Source organism: Mucilaginibacter sp. (assembly GCF_035492695.1).
In the GTDB taxonomy this organism is placed as follows: domain Bacteria; phylum Bacteroidota; class Bacteroidia; order Sphingobacteriales; family Sphingobacteriaceae; genus Mucilaginibacter.
Map to the genome: position 1 here is coordinate 52,755 of NZ_DATJJC010000029.1, position 18,924 is coordinate 71,678.

The window sequence follows — 18,924 nt, forward strand, 5'->3', positions numbered from 1 at the left end:
TGGCAGTTAAAGACTTGTGAAGTTTCTGAAACTGTGATCAATAGGTAACGCCGGTAGCGCTCCAAAACATCAGGTAACCACCTTTTGCTTTTCTGACGACTATGCTTTTTAATTTTCTACGCGGATCGATACTCAGTTTAAGCAGGTGGATATTGTGGTGATCCTTTTCTGCCATTACATCTTTTTTGTTCCATTTAGCCAGGTTTGTTGCTACGTAGCTCACGTCGGGGTCTTTGGGCGAAATGTTATCGTAGTAATCGGGTAATAAATGTTTTTTTATTTCCGTTCCGTCGGTGTATACCAACTCAAACTCAAGTGCCGACGGCCCCTCCGAGCTCGTCAGGCCGAGATAAATTGCAGCGTAGTGTTTCCGTGGGACGTTGATCGAAAATCCGCCTTCGCCCGATACAAACCTTGCCTGGTTATGGACACTGTCGGCATTATTATAGTGAAGCTGTATTTCCGGGTGCGACCGGGTTGAAGGAAAAACCGGGTTGTCAGGTAAGGCATGTGCAGTATCGTCCTTATTAAATAAAGCGGCAGCATGTGTCAGGTACCCGTCGCCATCGCCGTTGCCGTCTATTCCTTTATTCCAGCTTATCAATTTGTTGCCGGCGAAGGTGGTAACAGGCCTTGCATTTAGCAATTTTGAGACATCTATTTGGACGATACGTTGCTTCTCCTGTGCAAAACAACTGCAGGCAGTGCAGGTAAGAAGGAAGAGCCATCGGAACTGCATTAATTGGTACCTGTTGTGGTTTTTACCGTTTCATTTTTACGGAATCGCGCTTTGATAGCAGCCAGTTCATCATCGCTTAATTTCGAGGTCGATCGTAACATCTGCGCAAAATAATTAACTTCTTTCTCTAAAGCAGGGCAGCCCATGTTATTATCCCCGGTTGGGTTGGCCAGTTTTCCGTTCTCGCGAATGTTGCTGTCTGTTATAGCATTCCCTTTAGCGTCAAGGATGATGAAAAATGGGAGGCTCGAATTTTTGTCATCAAAATTTTTCAGCAATTCGTCCGACCCTGGGTTCTCCAGCGCTTTTTTGCCGGCGTTTTCCAATACGTCCAGGTAAGCTATCACATAATTGCCGTCAAATGCCTTGCTGCAGGCCGGGTCGTTTATCGACGCTTCCATTTTGCGGCACCAGCTGCACCACGATGCATGGAATATCAGTAACACTTTTTTATTCTCTTTTGCTGCTTTGGCATAGGCCTCTTTCATTATTGTTTCGGCTGGCTGTGGCGTGCTTTGTGCAAGTGCTGTATAGCTGAGTGTAAGGGTTAGGATGACGGTAAGGTACGTTTTCATTTAAAAAATAATAGTACGATAAAGCTATCCTTATTATAGGGTATTTGCAAGCTGCTGCTTATCAATTCTGAAAAATGTGTTGTGTTAATAAGGTAACAATCAATATAAAGTGGGAGCAAACTGAAGTAATTTATTGTTGAAAACTTTTTGGTGGGAAAAAATGGGAATTTGTGGGAAAAATTGAAAAAAGTACTTTACTTTTACTCAGCGATAATACCGCCGAGTAGCGTATGGCCCATTTTTTAGGCGAATTTGAATGTAAACTGGATGTCAAGGGCAGGATGATGATCCCCCAGGGCCTCAAAAAACAGCTTCCGGAAGCTGAAAGAGAGGGTCTTGTGATCAATCGTGGCTTTGAGAAGCACCTGGTTATTTACACGCGGAAGGAATGGGAAAAGATAGTGGAGGACCTGAGCAAACTCAATTCGTACGAGAAAAAGACGCGCGAATTTATCCGCTATTTCACCCGCGGCGCGTCGGAATTGTCGCTCGATGCTGCCGGAAGGGTGCTTTTGCCGAAAAATTTGCAGGAGTATGCGGGTATTAAAACCGATGTGGTTTTGGCCTGTCAATTCAATAAAATAGAAGTTTGGGCGCAGGAGGCTTACGATACGCAGCTGGATAACGAACCTGAGAATTTTGCAAGACTGGCTGAAGAGGTAATGGGCGGCGGAAGGAGGGTAGCCGATGAATAGCTACCATAACCCGGTGATGCTGAATGAATGTATAGAGGGGTTGAATATCCGGCCTGATGGTACCTATGTCGATGTAACTTTTGGCGGTGGCGGCCATTCGCGGGCGATCATTAAGAAGCTGGGTAAAAACGGCCGGCTACTGGCTTTTGACCAGGATGCCGACGCGCAAAAAAACCTGATCGACGATGACAGGTTTGAGTTTATAGATCAGAATTTCCGTTATCTCAAAAATTTCGCCCGTTTGCATAATGCTCTCCCGGTAAATGGCATACTGGCCGACCTGGGGGTTTCGTCTTACCAGTTCGACCAGGCCGAACGTGGCTTCTCCATTCGTTTTGATGCCGACCTGGATATGAGAATGAATCAAAACGGCTCGCTTACCGCCAAAGAGGTGGTGAATACCTACAGCGAGGCCGATCTGCATCGCATATTCGGTATATACGGTGAGATACAAAACGCAAAGTCATTAGCAAGAACTATTGTTACTGCCAGGTTGAATGCGCCGATCAATACAGTAGCTGATCTGAAGAATGCCATATCGGGTTTGATACCACGCGGCAAGGAAAATAAATACCTGGCGCAGGTTTTCCAGGCGTTGCGTATCGAGGTTAACCAGGAACTGGAGGCGTTGAAAGATTTTCTGATCCAGTCGGCCGAGGTGCTGATCTCGGGTGGCAGGCTGGTCGTGATGTCCTACCATTCGCTCGAGGATCGCCTGGTAAAAAACTTCATAGCTAAAGGCAAATTCAGCGGCGAGGTAGAGAAGGATTTTTATGGTAATGATCAGAAACCGTTTGATGCGGTAAGTCGCGGAGCCATAACAGCATCGGACGAAGAGATAAAAAATAATAATCGTGCGCGCAGCGCTAAACTAAGAATAGCTGTAAAAAAATGACCAATCGTTTACGTACAGAAATTCAGGAAGAGGAAGTTGAGAAGGAGCTGGTAGTCGAGGAAAAAAAACAGCCTGCAAAGGAAATTTCCGAGAGTGCCCTCTGGCAGCTTTTTAAAAAGAACGTCAATGCTGAAAAGGCAACTGACGCATTGCCTTTTTTGCTGTTTTTGACGCTGTTAGGCATGATCTATATCGGCAACATGCACATGGCCGAAAAAAGCATCCGCGATATTGAAAAAACACAAAAGGAAGTAAAAGAACTAAGCTGGGATTATAAGACAAGCAAAGCCGACCTGGCATTCAAAAGCACTTTGTCCGAGGTGGCCAAGCGTGCCGATACCCTCGGCATAAAAGAATCTATAGTGCCGCCGCAAAAGCTGAAAGCAGAGGAGGTGAGTGATGAGCATTAGGACCAATATATTAATGCGGGTTTACCTGGCTTTCGGGCTGATACTGCTGTTTGCCGGGGCGGTTGTGGTGCAGCTTTGCAGGGTGCAATTCGTGCAGGGATCGAAATGGAAAGCCATGTCAAAAGCCATGTCGACAGAATATATGAATGTGGAGGCTGCCCGGGGTAACATTTTTGCCAATGATGGCAGTCTGCTGGCTACATCGGTGCCCGAATATGAACTGCACATGGATATGGAGGCTGGCGGCATCGAAAAAGACGATGTTTTTAACGAGAAGGTGGACTCGCTGGCGGCGGCTCTTTCGCACTTTTTTGGCGACAGATCGACCCGTGAATACCTGCACATGCTGCGCGGGGCCCGCAAAGACGGCGACCGTTATCAACTTATCAGGCGCAGGGTTACTTACCAGGAACTGAAGGCAGTGCGCAAGTTTCCGATCTTTAATATGGGTAAATATAAAGGGGGCCTGATTGCGGTGGAACAAAACAAACGCATCCTGCCGTTCCGTGATTTGGCCGCCCGTACTATCGGCTATAAGAACTATAATTCTGTAGATGCTAACGGGAACCCTAAGCCGGTTGCCGTTGGCCTGGAGGGCGCTTATGCCAATTATATTAACGGTGAAAATGGCAAAAGGCTTATGCAGCGTATTGCCGGCGGTTCGTGGATGCCGGTGAATAACGGCGAGGAAGAGATTGCCCCCAAACAGGGCGCGGATATTATTTCGACCATTGATGTGAACCTTCAGGACGTAGCGCAAGCCGCCCTTAAAAAAGAAATGATGGTGAGCCAGGCCGATTACGGTTGTGTGGCATTAATGGAAGTATCGACAGGCGAGATAAGAGCCATCGCTAATTTTACAAGAACCAAAGATGGCGACTATGCAGAAAGATTGAACTACGCTTTGGGGTATGCCACAGAACCAGGTTCGACCTTTAAACTGGCTACTTACATGACCTTGTTTGAGCAGCATAAGATAGACACCAGCTCAACGATAGATTGTGAGGGTGGCAGAAGCCACGTCCTGCCCGGTAATAGCAAGTATACGGTTACTGATGTAGAAGATAATCATATTATAAGTGCGCGCCGCGCATTTGAAGAGTCGTCGAACGTGGCCGCAGCTAAGTTTGTTTATAATGCTTTTCACGACGATCCAAGTGATTTTACCGACGCGTTGTACAGTTACCATCTGAATGATAAGCTTGACCTGGATATACCCGGCGAAGGGTCGCCGCTGATAAAAACGCCAAAATCAAAGAGCTGGAGCAAGCTGACATTGCCGCAGATGGCTTATGGTTACGAGGAAAAGCTAACCCCTCTGCAAATGCTCACTTTCTACAATGCCGTAGCTAACGATGGCAGGATGATAGCGCCCATTTTTGTGAAAGAGATACGCCGGCTGAATAATACAGTAGAGCGTTTCAACGCCAGGGTTATAAACCCCAAAATATGTTCGGACCGCACTTTAAAACTTATGCGGAGCCTGCTGGAAGGCGTAGTACAGGACGGCACCGGGAAAAATGTCATTAAAAATGACCTCTACACGGTAGCAGGTAAAACGGGTACGGCACAAATAGCCAACGGAAGCGGCGGCTATGGGTCAGTTAAAAAGCACCAGGCCTCATTTTGTGGTTATTTCCCTGCCGATCATCCAAAATACTCGATGATCGTAGTGGTTAGCAACCCGCAGGGCGAATACCTGGCAGCCAAAATTGCCGGACCGGTTTTCAGGGCGATAGCCGACAGGGTTTACTCCAGCGACCTTGAAATGAACCAAAGTGTGCCGCTGCATTACGTGGGAAACACCGGTTTGCCTAAAACCAAGCTGGGTAACCGCAAGGCCGTGCAGGAAGTGTTCAGTAAGCTGAATATAAAACCCTTGTATGCCTCAAACACGGCAAGTGTTGATACCAGCGGCGGACTGGCTTTTGAAGATGTTAAATATCAAAAAGGCACGGTGCCCGATGTAACGGGAATGGGCCTGAGCGATGCATTGTATATTTTGGGCAACGCCGGTTATAAAGTGGTGGCGCGCGGCAGCGGAACGGTGATAAAACAATCAGTAACAGGTGGCAGCACCATACCTAAGGGTGCTAAATTAACTATAGAACTGCAATGAAGTATTTGAGCGACATATTAGATGGATTGGCCTTTACCGAGCTTCAGGGCAGTGCAGACATGGAGATCAGCGCGATCGTGTTCGATTCGCGCAAAGTGGAACCCAATTGCCTGTTTGTTGCCGTAAAAGGCACGCAGGTTGACGGACACGATTATATCGAACAGGCAATAAGCATGGGCGCCGTGGCGGTTATCTGCGAGGAGTTACCCGCCCATGTAACCGGCGAGGTCGATTTCTTCATGGTCGCTAATTCAGCCATCGCGCTTGGTATAGTGGCTGCCAACTTCTACGACAATCCTTCTTCAAAACTGAAACTGGTTGGCGTAACCGGAACGAACGGTAAAACCACCATTGCTACCCTGCTTTATAAATTATTTTACGACCTGGGCTATAAATGCGGCCTGCTATCGACAGTTGAAAACCAGATAAACGGCCAGGTGGTAACGGCTACGCATACTACTCCCGACCCGGTGGTGTTGAATATGCTGCTGGGCGAAATGGTGGAAAGAGGCTGCGATTACTGCTTTATGGAAGTAAGCTCGCATGCTATTGTGCAGCACCGTATTGAAGGGTTGAAATTTACAGGGGCAATATTCTCCAATCTCACACACGATCACCTCGACTATCACAAAACGTTTGACAGTTACCGCGATGCGAAAAAAGCATTCTTCGATTATTTGCCAAAAAATGCATTTGCGTTAACCAACGCCGACGATAAGAATGGGATGGTAATGCTGCAAAATACCATAGCACATAAAAAGAGCTACGGTATGAAAAACATGGCCGACTACCGCGCAAAAATAATTGAGAACCAATTCAGCGGCTTGTTTTTGAATATAGATGGGGAAGAGGTGTGGTTCAAACTGGTTGGTACTTTCAATGCCTATAATTTACTGGCCGTGTATTCTGCTGCTATGCTGCTGGAGCAGGATAAGGCAAAGGTTTTGGTGAGCCTGAGCAAATTGACCGGAGCACGCGGCCGGTTTGATTATGTGATCGCTGCCAACGGCACTATCGGTATTGTGGATTACGCGCACTCGCCCGATGCTGTGCAAAACATATTGAGCACTGTGCACGACGTGCGCAAAGGCAAGGAAAAAGTGATAACGGTTTTGGGCTGCGGCGGCGACAGGGACAAAACCAAGCGCCCGATTATGGCGCGCGTGGCCTGCGAATGGAGTGACAAGGTGATATTCACTTCGGACAACCCGCGTTCGGAAGACCCGGCTCAGATCATTAAGGACATGGAAGAAGGAGTCGACCCGGCATTTAAAAGGCATACGATGAGCATTGTGGACCGGCACGAGGCGATAAAGGTTGCCGTCAACCTTGCACAGCCCGGAGACATAGTTGTAATAGCCGGAAAAGGCCACGAAAAATACCAGGAAATAAAGGGTGTGAGAACCCATTTTGATGATAAGGAAGAATTGATGGCAATTTTTGACCAAATCAGTTAATCCGCTATAAAAAGAAGAAAATGCTGTATTACCTGTTTTCTTATTTGGAGAAGAACTTTAGCATACCGGGAGCCGGGGTGTTTCAATACATCACCTTCCGGATGGCTATGGCGGTTATAACTTCGCTTATCGTCACCACGGTTTACGGCCGCAGGCTGATCGATTACCTGCGCTTTAAGCAGGTGGGCGAAACCGTACGCAACCTGGGTTTGGAAGGCCAGATGCAAAAAGCAGGCACCCCAACCATGGGCGGTATCATCATTATCCTGGGTATAGTTATACCAACATTGCTGTTCGCCAAACTGGAAAATATTTATGTGATCATGATGCTGATCACGACGCTGTGGCTTGGTGCTATCGGTTTTTTGGATGATTACATCAAAGTATTCAAAAAGAACAAAGAGGGCCTTGCCGGCAGGTTCAAGATCATCGGGCAGGTTGGTTTGGCGGTTATCATCGGCCTTACTATGTATAGCGCGCCTGGTATCATCATCCGCCAGGAAGTAAAGCCACCGATAAAATATAATGTACCCGTCGAGTTTCACATGAAAGGCAATAAACCGGTTTATACGCAGGATATACGCTCGACCAAGACGACGATGCCTTTCTACAAAAACAACGAGTTCGACTACGGCAAGGTACTGACTGTTTTTGGCAAAGGGTTTGAAAAATACGGGCTTATCGTATTTATGTTTTTCGTGATCGTGATCATCACCTTCATCTCCAACGGCGCCAATATTACCGACGGTATAGACGGCCTGGCGACGGGTACGTCGGCTATTATTGGCATAACACTGGCCGTACTGGCCTATGTATCGGGTAACACGGTAATAGCCGACTACCTGAATATCATGTACATCCCCAATTCGGGCGAGATGGTGGTATTTGCCGGCGCATTCGTCGGGGCCTGCGTAGGTTTCCTTTGGTACAACTCGTACCCGGCGCAGGTATTTATGGGCGATACCGGGAGTTTGGCCATTGGGGGTATTATTGCGGTATTTGCCATCATGATACGTAAGGAGTTGCTGCTGCCTTTGCTCTGCGGCATTTTCGTTATCGAGAATTTATCGGTGATTATGCAGGTTTCGTGGTTTAAGTATACCAAGAAAAGATCGGGCGAAGGCCGCCGGATATTCCTGATGGCGCCGCTGCATCACCATTACCAGAAGAAGGGTTTCCATGAAGCGAAGATCGTAACACGCTTCTGGATCATCGGTATCATGCTGGCAATAGTGACGATAATAACGCTGAAATTAAGGTAAAACTGAAAAGTTTGCATCCGTGAAATCAAAAGATGACCGGTGTGATCAATATAAAAATAAATGGAACCTAAAAAACAAAATAGACTTGTGATACTCGGTGCCGGCGAAAGCGGTGCGGGGGCTGCATATCTTGCGCAGCAGCAGGGCTATGATGTTTTTGTTTCTGATTTTGGGACAATAGCCGATCAATACAAAAAGCACCTACAGGATTGGAATATCCGCTTCGAAGAAAATCAGCACACAGAAGCAGAGATATTAAACGCAACTGAAGTAGTTAAAAGTCCCGGCATTCCCGAAAAGGCGCCTATCATCAAAAAGCTGAAAGAAAAGGGTGTGCCGGTTATTTCGGAGATAGAATTTGCCGGTCGCTATACTAATGCAAATATCATCGGCATCACAGGCTCCAATGGTAAAACCACCACCACCAGTCTTACCTATTTCATTTTAAAAAATGCCGGGTTAAATGTGGGCTTAGCGGGCAACATAGGCAAAAGCTTTGCCTACCAGGTGGCTACGGAGAAGTTCGACCATTATGTGTTGGAATTAAGCAGCTTTATGCTCGACGACATGTTCCGTTTTCGGGTGAATATAGCTGTGCTGCTGAACATCACGCCCGATCATTTAGACCGCTACGATTACAAGCTGGAGAATTACGCGGCATCGAAATTCCGCATCGCGCAGAATCAAACCGGCAGCGACTATTTCATTTATTGTGAAGACGACCCGGAGACGCTAAAAGTAATGGAGGGCAAGAAAATAGAAGCACAGCAACTTCCATTTTCAATTAAAAAAAAACTTTCACCGGGAGCATATCTCGACCAGGACCAATTAATTATAAACATACTAAAAGAACATTTTCAAATGTCGATCAATGAGCTGGCCCTGCAGGGCAAACACAACATTTACAACTCGATGGCTTCGGGCATCGTGGCCAAAGTGCTTGAATTAAGGAACGAAACCATACGGGAGAGTATGGGCGGTTTCAAAAACATCGAGCACAGGCTGGAGTTTGTCGCCAAGATTTCCGGCATCAGCTTCATCAACGATTCAAAGGCGACCAACGTCAACTCGACCTGGTATGCTTTGGAAAGCATGAGCGTCGAAGTGGTGCTAATCCTCGGCGGTGTCGACAAGGGTAATGATTACAGTATGCTGAAGGACCTGGTAAAGCATAAAGTAAAAGCCATTGTGTGTTTGGGTAAGGACAATCGCCGTATTCATGATGCATTTGAAGATGACGTGGAAGTGATAGTAAATACATTTTCGGCACAGGAAGCTGTGCAGGTAGCTTATCACCTGGCAAAAAAAGGCGATACCGTATTGTTATCACCGGCATGCGCCAGTTTCGACCTGTTCAAAAATTATGAAGACAGGGGCAGGCAGTTTAAGCAGGCGGTTAAAGAGTTGTAAATGTGCAAATGAGTAAATGTGCAGATGTGCAAATGACCCAATGACAAAATGGAATCGGTGTAATCAAAAATAATCGGTGTAATCGTGAATAGGATATTAGACAATACAAAAGGAGACCGCTGGATATGGCTTATTGTCATTATGCTTTCGGCTATATCGCTGCTGGCGGTTTATAGTTCCACCGGGACGCTTGCCTTCAAAAAAGGGGTGGGGGTCGAATCCATCCTGATGAAACACCTGGCAATGGTGGTAGGTGGCATTGCGTTAATGTATTTCTCGCATAAAGTTGATTATCGCTATTACGCAGGTATCTCCAAGTTGCTGATGATCATTACTATTCCTTTATTATTGTATACTTTGGTTTTTGGGGCACATATCAATAATGCCAGCCGGTGGATACCTATTCCGGGAACGGGTTTAAGCTTCCAGACCTCCGATTTGGCCAAGCTGGCACTGATCACATTCCTCGCACGAACATTATCGCGCAAGCAGGAAAATATCAAAAATGTAAAAGAGTCCTTCGCCCCCATAATGGGCGCGGTATGTATCGTCTTCGCTTTGATAGCCTGGGCCAATATGTCTACCGGTTTAATGCTGTTTGGCGTAAGTATTTTACTCCTCATCATGGGCCGTATCAGCATCAAGCAGATCGGGATAACTTGCCTGGCCGGCGCCGTTTTGCTTGCCGGTATCATGTTTTTAGGTCCGCGCCGGCACATGTATGTAACCAGGATAAACACGTTCATGCATCCCGAAAAGGTCGATCCAGATAAAGCTTTCCAGGCTAACCATGCCAAGATAGCTATTGCTAACGGCGGAATTTTAGGTCGCGGTCCGGGTAATAGTGTCGAACGTAATTATTTACCCGAATCTTATTCGGATGAGATATACGCCATCATTGTAGAGGAATATGGCTTAATAGGTGGTATAACATTAGTGGGCATTTATTTGTTCCTGTTATACCGTTGCATCAAAATAGTAACCAAAGCGCCCAAGGCGTTCGGGGCCTTATTGGCTGCGGGCTTAAGCTTTAGCCTTACTATACAGGCCTTTGCTAATATGGCGGTAGCCGTAGGGCTGGGGCCGGTAACGGGTGTGCCCTTGCCGCTGGTGAGTATGGGGGGGACGTCGATATTATTTACAAGCGTGGCGTTCGGCATCATCCTGTCGGTAAGCAGGGATATTGAAGAGCCGAAGAAAGTGGTAGTAGGCGAAATAAGAGAAGTTGAAATGGCTATCTGATATGCAAATGTGCGGATGTGCAGATGAATAGGAGATAGTGAAAGAAGGTAATGACTAATGACTGGTGCCCAATGCCAATAAAGGAATCGGTGAAATTAAAATATAATCAGTGAAATCAGGAAAAGGTAAGCGAATAATCATAAGCGGCGGCGGCACTGGCGGGCATATATTCCCGGCGATAGCTATAGCTAATGCGCTAAAGAAACTCGACCCGTCGACTGAGATACTTTTTGTGGGCGCCTTAGGAAGGATGGAGATGGAACGTGTGCCGGCGGCGGGTTATAAAATAGTTGGATTGGATATCAGGGGGATACAGCGCAAGTCGTTATTAAAGAACCTGGCGCTCCCGTTCAAACTAATAGGCAGTGTAATGAAATCGATGCGGATCATAAAAGAGTTTAAACCCGACGCTGCAGTTGGCGTAGGCGGGTATGCCTCTGGTCCGTTGTTATATGCAGCCGGCCTTAAAAAGCTGCCCTACCTGGTGCAGGAGCAAAATTCGTACGCGGGGGTAACAAACAAGCGGCTGGGCAGAAAGGCTGCAAAAATATGTGTGGCATTTGACGGGATGGAAGAGTTTTTCCCGGAAGATAAGATCGTGAAGACCGGAAATCCGGTGCGCAGGCAATCGGTTGAAATTGAAGGAAAACGTGAAGAAGCATTTAAGGAATTTAAACTCTCGCCCGAAAAGAAGACCATCCTGGTGATCGGCGGCAGCCTTGGGGCGCGTACTTTGAACGACTGCATCATAACAGACCTCGACCGGCTTATTTCTGCTGATATACAGCTGATTTGGCAAACAGGTAAGCATTATTATAAAGATATTGAAAGGATACTGAGCGCTAATTACCACCCGAACGTTTGTATGCTGGAGTTTTTGAACCGGATGGACCTGGCATACGCCGCCGCAGACATTATTATATCGAGGGCGGGAGCCGGCACTATAGCAGAATTGTGCATAGTAGGGAAGCCGGTTATCCTGGTGCCATCGCCAAATGTGGCTGAGGATCATCAGACCAAAAACGCCAAAACACTGGTACAGTTTAACGCTGCTGAATACATTGCCGACCGGAAAGCCAGCCGGAGCCTGGTCAATAAGGCAATGGCACTTTTGAACGATGATAAGCGACGGAAAATATTAGGCGACAGCATCAAAAAACTGGCCTTGCCGTATGCGGATGAAGTAATAGCGAAAGAAGTTTTAAAAATGGCAGAAGGAAATAATTAAGCAAAAATAAATAGATCGGTGTAATCGGACTAAGATCGGTGAGATCATAAAAAGTGAAATCATAAGTCAATGGAACTCCAAAACATAAAAAGGGTGTATTTAATAGGCATAGGCGGCATAGGGATGAGCGGCCTTGCCCGCTACTTTGCCCATTTGGGATGCATTGTTTGTGGTTACGACAGGACATCCACCGATCTGACAAGGGAACTGCATAACGAAGGTATACGGATCATTTATGACGACCGCGAGGATTGGATACCCATGAGTTTTCAAACTCCCGATGCCTGCACCCTGGTTATTTATACGCCGGCCATTCCGCGTTTTTCAGAAATATTCAATTACTTCCGCGACCGCGGGTTTACATTATACAAGCGGTCGCAGGTTTTGGGTATGATCAGCAAAAGCAAATTTACCATTGCAGTTGCCGGCACACACGGTAAAACCACCACCTCGTGCATGATAGCGCATATCCTGAAATATTCAGGAACCGATTGCTCGGCCTTTCTTGGTGGCATATCGTCCAATTACAACACCAACGTTCTGTTTGGTAAGAACGACATTGTAGTAGTTGAAGCTGACGAATACGACCGCTCATTCCTGACGTTATATCCCGATATCGCTGTCATCACATCAATGGATGCGGATCATCTCGATATTTATGGAAACCACAGCCAGCTTACGGAGTCGTTCAGGCAATTCGCATCACAGATCAAGCCGAACGGTACATTGATATTTCACGAGGACCTGCCCCTGATGAGTGGCATTACTTACAGCGGACAAGGCCCGGCCGACGTGAAGGCGCAATATATCCGGGTAGAAGACGGCGATTTCTATTTTGATTTTAAGAACAGCGACACCGCTATCAATGATATTAAACTGGGTATTGCCGGTGTTCATAATATAGAAAATGCGACGGCAGCCATCGAGGTAGCACTTAAATTGAACATCGACCCCGATCTGATCAAAGGTGCGCTGGAATCGTTTAAAGGGGTAAAGCGGCGGTTCGAATATATCGTAAAAACGAAGGAGCATATCTATATCGACGATTATGCCCATCATCCAGAGGAACTGCGTGCGGCTATCGCCTCGGTAAAAAGACTGTATCCGCACAAAAAACTCACAACAATTTTTCAGCCCCATTTATTTACCCGTACCCGTGATTTTGCCGATGGCTTTGCCGAGGTACTGGATATGAGCGACGAACTGCTTATGCTGGATATTTACCCGGCGCGGGAGCTTCCTATTGAAGGCGTTAGCGCAGATATGATACTGGACAGGATGAAAATGTTGAATAAGCGCAAATGTGGAAAACAAGAAGTTGTTGAGCTTGTGCGAATTGAAAAACCTGAGTTACTTTTAACGGTAGGCGCAGGCGATATCGACCAGTTGGTTCAACCCTTAAAAAACGTATTGGAAAATGTTTAAGAAACGCATCTGGCGGCATATTTTAATTGGTTCGGCATGGGCTATTACCCTGGGTGGACTGGTTGTGCTGATGAGTTTCATCGAGTTTAAAAAGGCGGGCGTGGTTTGCAAGGATGTGAAGGTTTATATCCCCGGCAATCAATATTTCATCGATAGGGAAGAAGTGGATAATATCCTGAAGATACACCGCCACAAACTGGTGGGGCGGAAGATGGATGAGATCGATATTCACAACCTGGAAGAAAAGCTGAAAGCCAACCCTTTCATCGAATCGGCAATGGTATATGCGGATATGGACGGAGTGATAAGGGTTAAGATAAGTCAGCGCCAGCCGGTAGTGAGGGTGATGAACCAGTTCGATCAAAACTTTTATATCGATCAGAACGGCCTCAAAATACCGCTGTCGGATAACTTTACCGCGCGGGTAATAGCGGCCAATGGTTACATCGACGAGATATTTGGCAAAAAGGTGGATACACTGCATACCGATATAGCCAAACAAATACTAAAAGCGGCGAACTTTATAAGCCGCGATTCGCTCTGGAGCGCACAGGTGGCGCAAATATATGTGAATCAAAACCACGAGATAGAACTGATACCCCGGGTAGGCACCAACCGCATTATGCTCGGCAATGCCGACTCGCTGGAAAGTAAGTTTGCCAACCTGTATACCTTTTACAAAAAGGCCATACCGCAGGTTGGCTGGGACAGGTATAAAACTATCAACATCAAATACGGCAACCAGGTAGTGGGTGTTAAGAGCGATAATTTTAAAAAGGATTCGCTGAAGGCTGTTGCCCGGGCCGATTCAATGAAACTTAAACAAGACACATCTCAAATAGTAAATTAATATGGACAAGAGTTCGACACAAGAGAAAAGTTCGCCAATTGTAGTTGGATTGGACATTGGTACCACCAAAATATGCGCCATCGTTGGTCGCCGCAGCAAAAACGGCAAGATCGAAGTGCTGGGCATTGGTAAAGCCGAATCAGCCGGCGTTACCCGTGGTATGGTATCTAATATAGATAAAACCGTGCAGGGAATTATCCAGGCGGTTGATGTCGCGGGTACGCAATCCAATGTCGAGATAAGGGTGGTGAACGTGGGTATTGCAGGGCAGCATATCAAAAGCCTGCAGCACCGTGGTTTAATAACCCGCCGCGACCTGCAGTCGGAGATCAGTCGCAAGGATATAGACAAGCTGGTAGAAGATATGTACAACCTGGTGATGCCCCCGGGCGAAGAGATCATCCATGTGCTGCCGCAGGAATTTACGGTAGATAACGAGCCGGGTATTAAAGATCCGATAGGCATGGCAGGGGTGCGTTTGGAAGCGAACTTCCATATCATATCCGGCCAGGTTACGGCTATCAAAAATATTGTGAAATGTGTCAATAAAGCCGAACTGGAAAGCCAGGAACTGATACTGGAACCATTGGCATCTTCCGAATCGGTATTGAGCGACGAGGAAAAAGAAGCAGGCGTGGTGCTGGTGGATATTGGCGGCGGTACTACAGACGTGGCCATATTCCATGAGGGTATCATTCGCCATACCGCGGTTATCCCTTTTGGCGGTAACAGCGTTACCGAGGATATCCGCGAAGGCTGCTCGGTAATGCGCAACATCGCGGAGCAACTGAAAGTAAGATTTGGTTCGGCCCTGGCTGAAGAAAATAAGGAGAACGAGATAGTTTGCGTACCCGGCTTGCGTGGCCGCGAACCAAAGGAAATATCGGTAAAAAACCTCGCTTACGTAATACAGGCCAGGATGGAGGAGATAGTAGAGCATGTGTACTACGAGATCAAATCATCCGGCTACGAGAAAAAGCTGATAGCAGGTATCGTGATAACAGGTGGCGGCGCCCAGTTGAAGCATTTACCGCAGTTGGTGGAGTACGTAACCGGGCTGGATTGCCGAGTAGGTTATCCTAACGAACACCTTGCTAAAAATGAGGTTTTACCAAAACCAATTTATGAAGAATTACAAAGCCCTACGTTTGCAACAGGTATCGGTTTGCTGATAAAAGGCATCCAGAAAATGGAGTACAACGAGGTGCCCGTGAATACAACGGTGAAGACTGAAAAGGTTAAATACAGCGAGGATAAACGCTTTGGGTTGTTCGGTAAACTGCTGGAGACAGGCAAGAAATTTATCAAGGACGACATCAAAGACGAAGATTTCTTGAAGTAAAAAGCGGTATTTATTCACAATCAATGACTTTTCCACAATATTGACAATTGTGGAAAAACATTGTGGAAAAAGTAATAATATTACAGATAGGTTAAATTAATAATAGGTCGGTCACATTTAGCTGAAAATTAGGAATATGCAGTTTGAGATGTTAAAAGAAAAGTCGTCCATCATCAAAGTAATTGGTGTTGGCGGCGGCGGTGGCAACGCAGTAAATCACATGTATAAGCAAGGTATCACAGGTGTTGACTTCATCATTTGTAATACTGATGCACAGGCTTTGGAGCTTAGCCCTATCCCTAATAAAGTACAGTTGGGAGCCAGTTTAACCGAGGGGATGGGAGCAGGTTCGATACCTGAAGTGGGTAAAAATTCGGCTATAGAAAATATCGACGATATTAAATTGATGCTTGGTTCTAACACCAAAATGCTGTTTATTACGGCAGGTATGGGTGGCGGTACCGGTACGGGCGCAAGCCCCATCATAGCCAAAGCTGCACGCGAGATGGATATCCTTACTGTGGGTATTATTACAACGCCTTTCTCATTTGAAGGAAAGCGCCGTAAAATGCAGGCCGAAGAAGGTTTGGAAGAACTTAAAAAATACGTCGATTCATTCCTGGTAATTTCCAACGACAGGCTTCGCCAGGTATTTGGTAACCTGACACTGGGTTCGGCATTTGCACAGGCGGATAACATTTTGACAACGGCCGCCAAAGGCATAGCCGAGATCATCACGCTGCCCGGCTATATCAACGTCGACTTTAAAGACGTACGTACCGTAATGAAGGACAGCGGCGTAGCCATTATGGGCAGCGCATCGGCCGAAGGCGATAACCGTGCCCTGAAAGCAGTGGAAGGCGCCCTGTTATCACCGTTGTTAAAGGATAACGAGATAGAAGGTGCAAGATATATCCTGCTGAACATTAGTTCGGGCGAACAGGAGGTGACGATGGACGAAGTGAGCGTGATAACCGATTTTATACAGGAAGAGGCCGGTCTGGCTGCCGACCTGATATGGGGTAATTGCCGCGACGAGGCGCTGGGCGAAAAGCTTTCGGTGACTATTATCGCTACAGGTTTCCAAACCAAGGATGAACGCGAAAAAGAGCAGATCAACAAGAAAGTTGTAACTCACCTGGTGCCTGAAAATAATAATTTGGTTAAGCCTGTTGTTAATGAGTTCATCAACCATGTTAAACCGGTTGAGGCAGCGGCCAATGAGCCATACATGAAGGCCAAGGAGGAGCCGCAAAAGCAAACCGGGTTATTCGACCTGTTTGGCGCTAAGGAAGAAACAGCCGATGCGGACACCGTAAGGTACAACCTGGCCGAAGAGCCTGCACCGGCCGAACCCGAAGCGATGGAAGAGATGACCTTTAAGATAGCCGACTCGGTAATGCAGTTCGAGCCTGTGAAGGAAACGCTTCCGGAGCCGGAACCAGAACCGGTAGTTGGGGCGGATGATCATAAAACAGACGAGTCGATAGAAGAGCAGTTGCGTAAATCGCGCGAGCGTATTATGCGCTTGAAAGACCTGAGCATGAAACTGCGCAACGGAAATATACAGGAACTGGAGAATGTGCCGGCTTACAAACGTAAGGAGATAGCTTTACAGCAAACGCCTCCGTCCGACGAGAGCCAGGTATCAAGATTCTCGTTATTGCAGGATGAAGAAGGAAATATCGAGATCAAGAACAACAACTCCTTTCTGCATGATAATGTGGATTGACAGTTCATGGATCATAGTTCATAGCATATAATATCATAAAGAGGCACATAGTTTTGTGTCTCTTTTGGTTTAATAGGTTTTATGGCATGAATAGCCATAAACTATGAACAATTTGCTATCGCCTGGGCCGTTATAACCTATTATAAAAAGTTATAAGCTTTGGTAAAGCGGCGTTTTAGGGCTATATTTGTATTTTTAACATTAAAAAGGACAATACATTGGATCTGTTTGACAAGATATCGAAGACAATGGGCGGGCCGCTTGGTCAGCATCAAAAGTGGTCGCACGGGTATTTCTCATACCCAAAGCTGGAGGGTGAAATTGGTCCCCACATGCAATTTAATGGCAAAGAACACCTGGTTTGGAGCCTGAACAATTACCTGGGGCTGGCAAATCATCCGGAAGTTCGCGAAGCAGATGCAAAGGCTGCTGCCGACTACGGCATGGCTTACCCAATGGGTGCGCGTATGATGTCGGGCAATTCGATACACCACGAGGAACTGGAAAATGACCTGGCTGCTTTTGTTGGTAAAGAAGATGCTTACCTGCTGAACTACGGCTACCAGGGTATGGTATCGATCATCGATTCGCTGGTCGACCGGAACGATGTTATTGTTTATGATGCCGAATCTCACGCCTGTATCATCGATGGCTTGCGTATGCACATGGGCAAACGCTTTGTGTATCAGCATAACGATATGGACAGCTGCGAAAAGCAACTGGAGCGGGCCACTAAATGGGCCGAACAGACCGGTGGCGGCATATTGCTGATAACCGAAGGCGTTTTTGGCATGTCGGGAGCGCAGGGGAAATTAAAGGAAGTTGTTGAACTGAAAAAGAAGTTCAATTTCAGGATATTGGTGGATGACGCCCACGGTTTTGGTACCATGGGAAAAACGGGCGCCGGTACCCACGAGGAACAGGATTGTGTTGAAGGTATAGACGTTTACTTTGGAACCTTTGCCAAATCGATGGCCGGGATAGGTGCTTTTGTGGCCGGTGATAAGGAAGTGATCGGTTACCTGCGTTACAACATGCGCTCGCAGATATTTGCAAAGGCGCTGCCGATGCCAATGGTACTCGGCCTTAAAAAACGCTTTGAACTATTGAAATCTAAACCTGAACTGCGCGAAAAACTTTGGGAAATATCCAACGCCCTGCAGGCTGGTTTAAGGGAGCGCGGCTTTAATTTGGGCGTTACCAATACCATGGTCACCCCTGTATTTTTAGAAGGCGACCTGTACGAAGCTACCGCACTGACCCGCGATTTCCGCGAACATTACGGGATATTCTGTTCTATCGTTATCTACCCGGTTATTCCTAAGGGGTTGATCCTGCTCCGGTTGATACCTACCGCTGCCCATAGTTTAGAGGATGTGCAGCGCACATTGAATGCTTATAGCGAAATGGCCGAAAAGTTAAAAGCCGGTTATTATAAAGAAAATAAAATGGAGGTGGCGTAAATAACTTCTTAAAACATTTTTAAAAGCCTTTCGGTTATACGAAAGGCTTTTTTATTTTTACACCAACCAACATTTACCTT

Annotated in this window: 16 protein-coding genes; 14 read left to right on the plus strand and 2 right to left on the minus strand. The window is 46.6% G+C overall.

Going from position 1 to position 18,924, the window contains the following annotated elements; genetic code table 11:
• Positions 1-37: 37 nt before the first annotated feature.
• Together VL525_RS18350 and VL525_RS18355 are read right to left on the minus strand one after the other, a co-directional pair.
• Positions 38-739 (minus strand): hypothetical protein, encoded by a 702-nt coding sequence (locus VL525_RS18350; protein WP_325388493.1) that lies wholly within the window; start codon positions 737-739, stop codon positions 38-40.
• Positions 739-1,314 carry a thioredoxin family protein gene (locus tag VL525_RS18355; RefSeq protein ID WP_325388494.1) on the minus strand — a complete coding sequence of 192 codons (576 nt, stop codon included), beginning with the start codon at positions 1,312-1,314 and terminating at the stop codon, positions 739-741. Before VL525_RS18355 ends, VL525_RS18350 begins: the two co-directional genes overlap by 1 nt.
• A 230-nt stretch (positions 1,315-1,544) precedes the next feature.
• On the opposite strand from VL525_RS18355, the gene mraZ reads away from it, so the two are divergent.
• From mraZ to VL525_RS18425, 14 genes are all read left to right on the plus strand, one after another.
• Complete coding sequence (mraZ, locus tag VL525_RS18360) at positions 1,545-2,009, plus strand: division/cell wall cluster transcriptional repressor MraZ (protein WP_325388495.1); 465 nt, start codon at positions 1,545-1,547, stop codon at positions 2,007-2,009.
• Entirely contained in the window at positions 2,002-2,904 is a 903-nt protein-coding gene (rsmH, locus tag VL525_RS18365) for a 16S rRNA (cytosine(1402)-N(4))-methyltransferase RsmH (RefSeq protein WP_325388496.1), read from the plus strand. Before mraZ ends, rsmH begins: the two co-directional genes overlap by 8 nt.
• Positions 2,901-3,314 (plus strand): FtsL-like putative cell division protein, encoded by a 414-nt coding sequence (locus tag VL525_RS18370; RefSeq protein ID WP_325388497.1) that lies wholly within the window; start codon positions 2,901-2,903, stop codon positions 3,312-3,314. The genes rsmH and VL525_RS18370 overlap by 4 nt, the downstream gene beginning before the upstream one ends.
• Positions 3,304-5,433, plus strand: coding sequence for a penicillin-binding protein (locus VL525_RS18375; protein WP_325388498.1), 2,130 nt, complete (start codon positions 3,304-3,306; stop codon positions 5,431-5,433). Before VL525_RS18370 ends, VL525_RS18375 begins: the two co-directional genes overlap by 11 nt.
• Positions 5,430-6,890 (plus strand): UDP-N-acetylmuramoyl-L-alanyl-D-glutamate--2,6-diaminopimelate ligase, encoded by a 1,461-nt coding sequence (locus tag VL525_RS18380; protein WP_325388499.1) that lies wholly within the window; start codon positions 5,430-5,432, stop codon positions 6,888-6,890. The genes VL525_RS18375 and VL525_RS18380 overlap by 4 nt, the downstream gene beginning before the upstream one ends.
• Positions 6,891-6,910: 20 nt before the next feature.
• Positions 6,911-8,152 carry a phospho-N-acetylmuramoyl-pentapeptide-transferase gene (gene mraY, locus VL525_RS18385; protein WP_325388500.1) on the plus strand — a complete coding sequence of 414 codons (1,242 nt, stop codon included), beginning with the start codon at positions 6,911-6,913 and terminating at the stop codon, positions 8,150-8,152.
• 60 nt (positions 8,153-8,212) lie between these two features.
• Complete coding sequence (murD, locus tag VL525_RS18390) at positions 8,213-9,562, plus strand: UDP-N-acetylmuramoyl-L-alanine--D-glutamate ligase (protein ID WP_325388501.1); 1,350 nt, start codon at positions 8,213-8,215, stop codon at positions 9,560-9,562.
• A gap of 81 nt (positions 9,563-9,643) precedes the next feature.
• Positions 9,644-10,804, plus strand: coding sequence for an FtsW/RodA/SpoVE family cell cycle protein (locus VL525_RS18395; protein ID WP_325388522.1), 1,161 nt, complete (start codon positions 9,644-9,646; stop codon positions 10,802-10,804).
• Between the two features lie 109 nt (positions 10,805-10,913).
• Positions 10,914-12,032, plus strand: a complete 1,119-nt coding sequence (gene murG / locus VL525_RS18400) for an undecaprenyldiphospho-muramoylpentapeptide beta-N-acetylglucosaminyltransferase (RefSeq protein WP_325388502.1) — start codon at positions 10,914-10,916, stop codon at positions 12,030-12,032.
• Between the two features lie 69 nt (positions 12,033-12,101).
• Entirely contained in the window at positions 12,102-13,457 is a 1,356-nt protein-coding gene (gene murC / locus VL525_RS18405) for a UDP-N-acetylmuramate--L-alanine ligase (RefSeq protein WP_325388503.1), read from the plus strand.
• Positions 13,450-14,307, plus strand: coding sequence for a cell division protein FtsQ (locus VL525_RS18410; protein ID WP_325388504.1), 858 nt, complete (start codon positions 13,450-13,452; stop codon positions 14,305-14,307). The genes murC and VL525_RS18410 overlap by 8 nt, the downstream gene beginning before the upstream one ends.
• A gap of 1 nt (position 14,308) precedes the next feature.
• Positions 14,309-15,649, plus strand: a complete 1,341-nt coding sequence (gene ftsA, locus VL525_RS18415; RefSeq protein WP_325388505.1) for a cell division protein FtsA — start codon at positions 14,309-14,311, stop codon at positions 15,647-15,649.
• Positions 15,650-15,785: 136 nt separating this feature from the next.
• Positions 15,786-17,381, plus strand: a complete 1,596-nt coding sequence (gene ftsZ / locus VL525_RS18420; protein ID WP_325388506.1) for a cell division protein FtsZ — start codon at positions 15,786-15,788, stop codon at positions 17,379-17,381.
• A 218-nt stretch (positions 17,382-17,599) separates the two neighbouring features.
• Positions 17,600-18,844, plus strand: coding sequence for an aminotransferase class I/II-fold pyridoxal phosphate-dependent enzyme (locus VL525_RS18425; protein ID WP_325388507.1), 1,245 nt, complete (start codon positions 17,600-17,602; stop codon positions 18,842-18,844).
• The last annotated feature ends 80 nt before the right edge of the window (positions 18,845-18,924 follow it).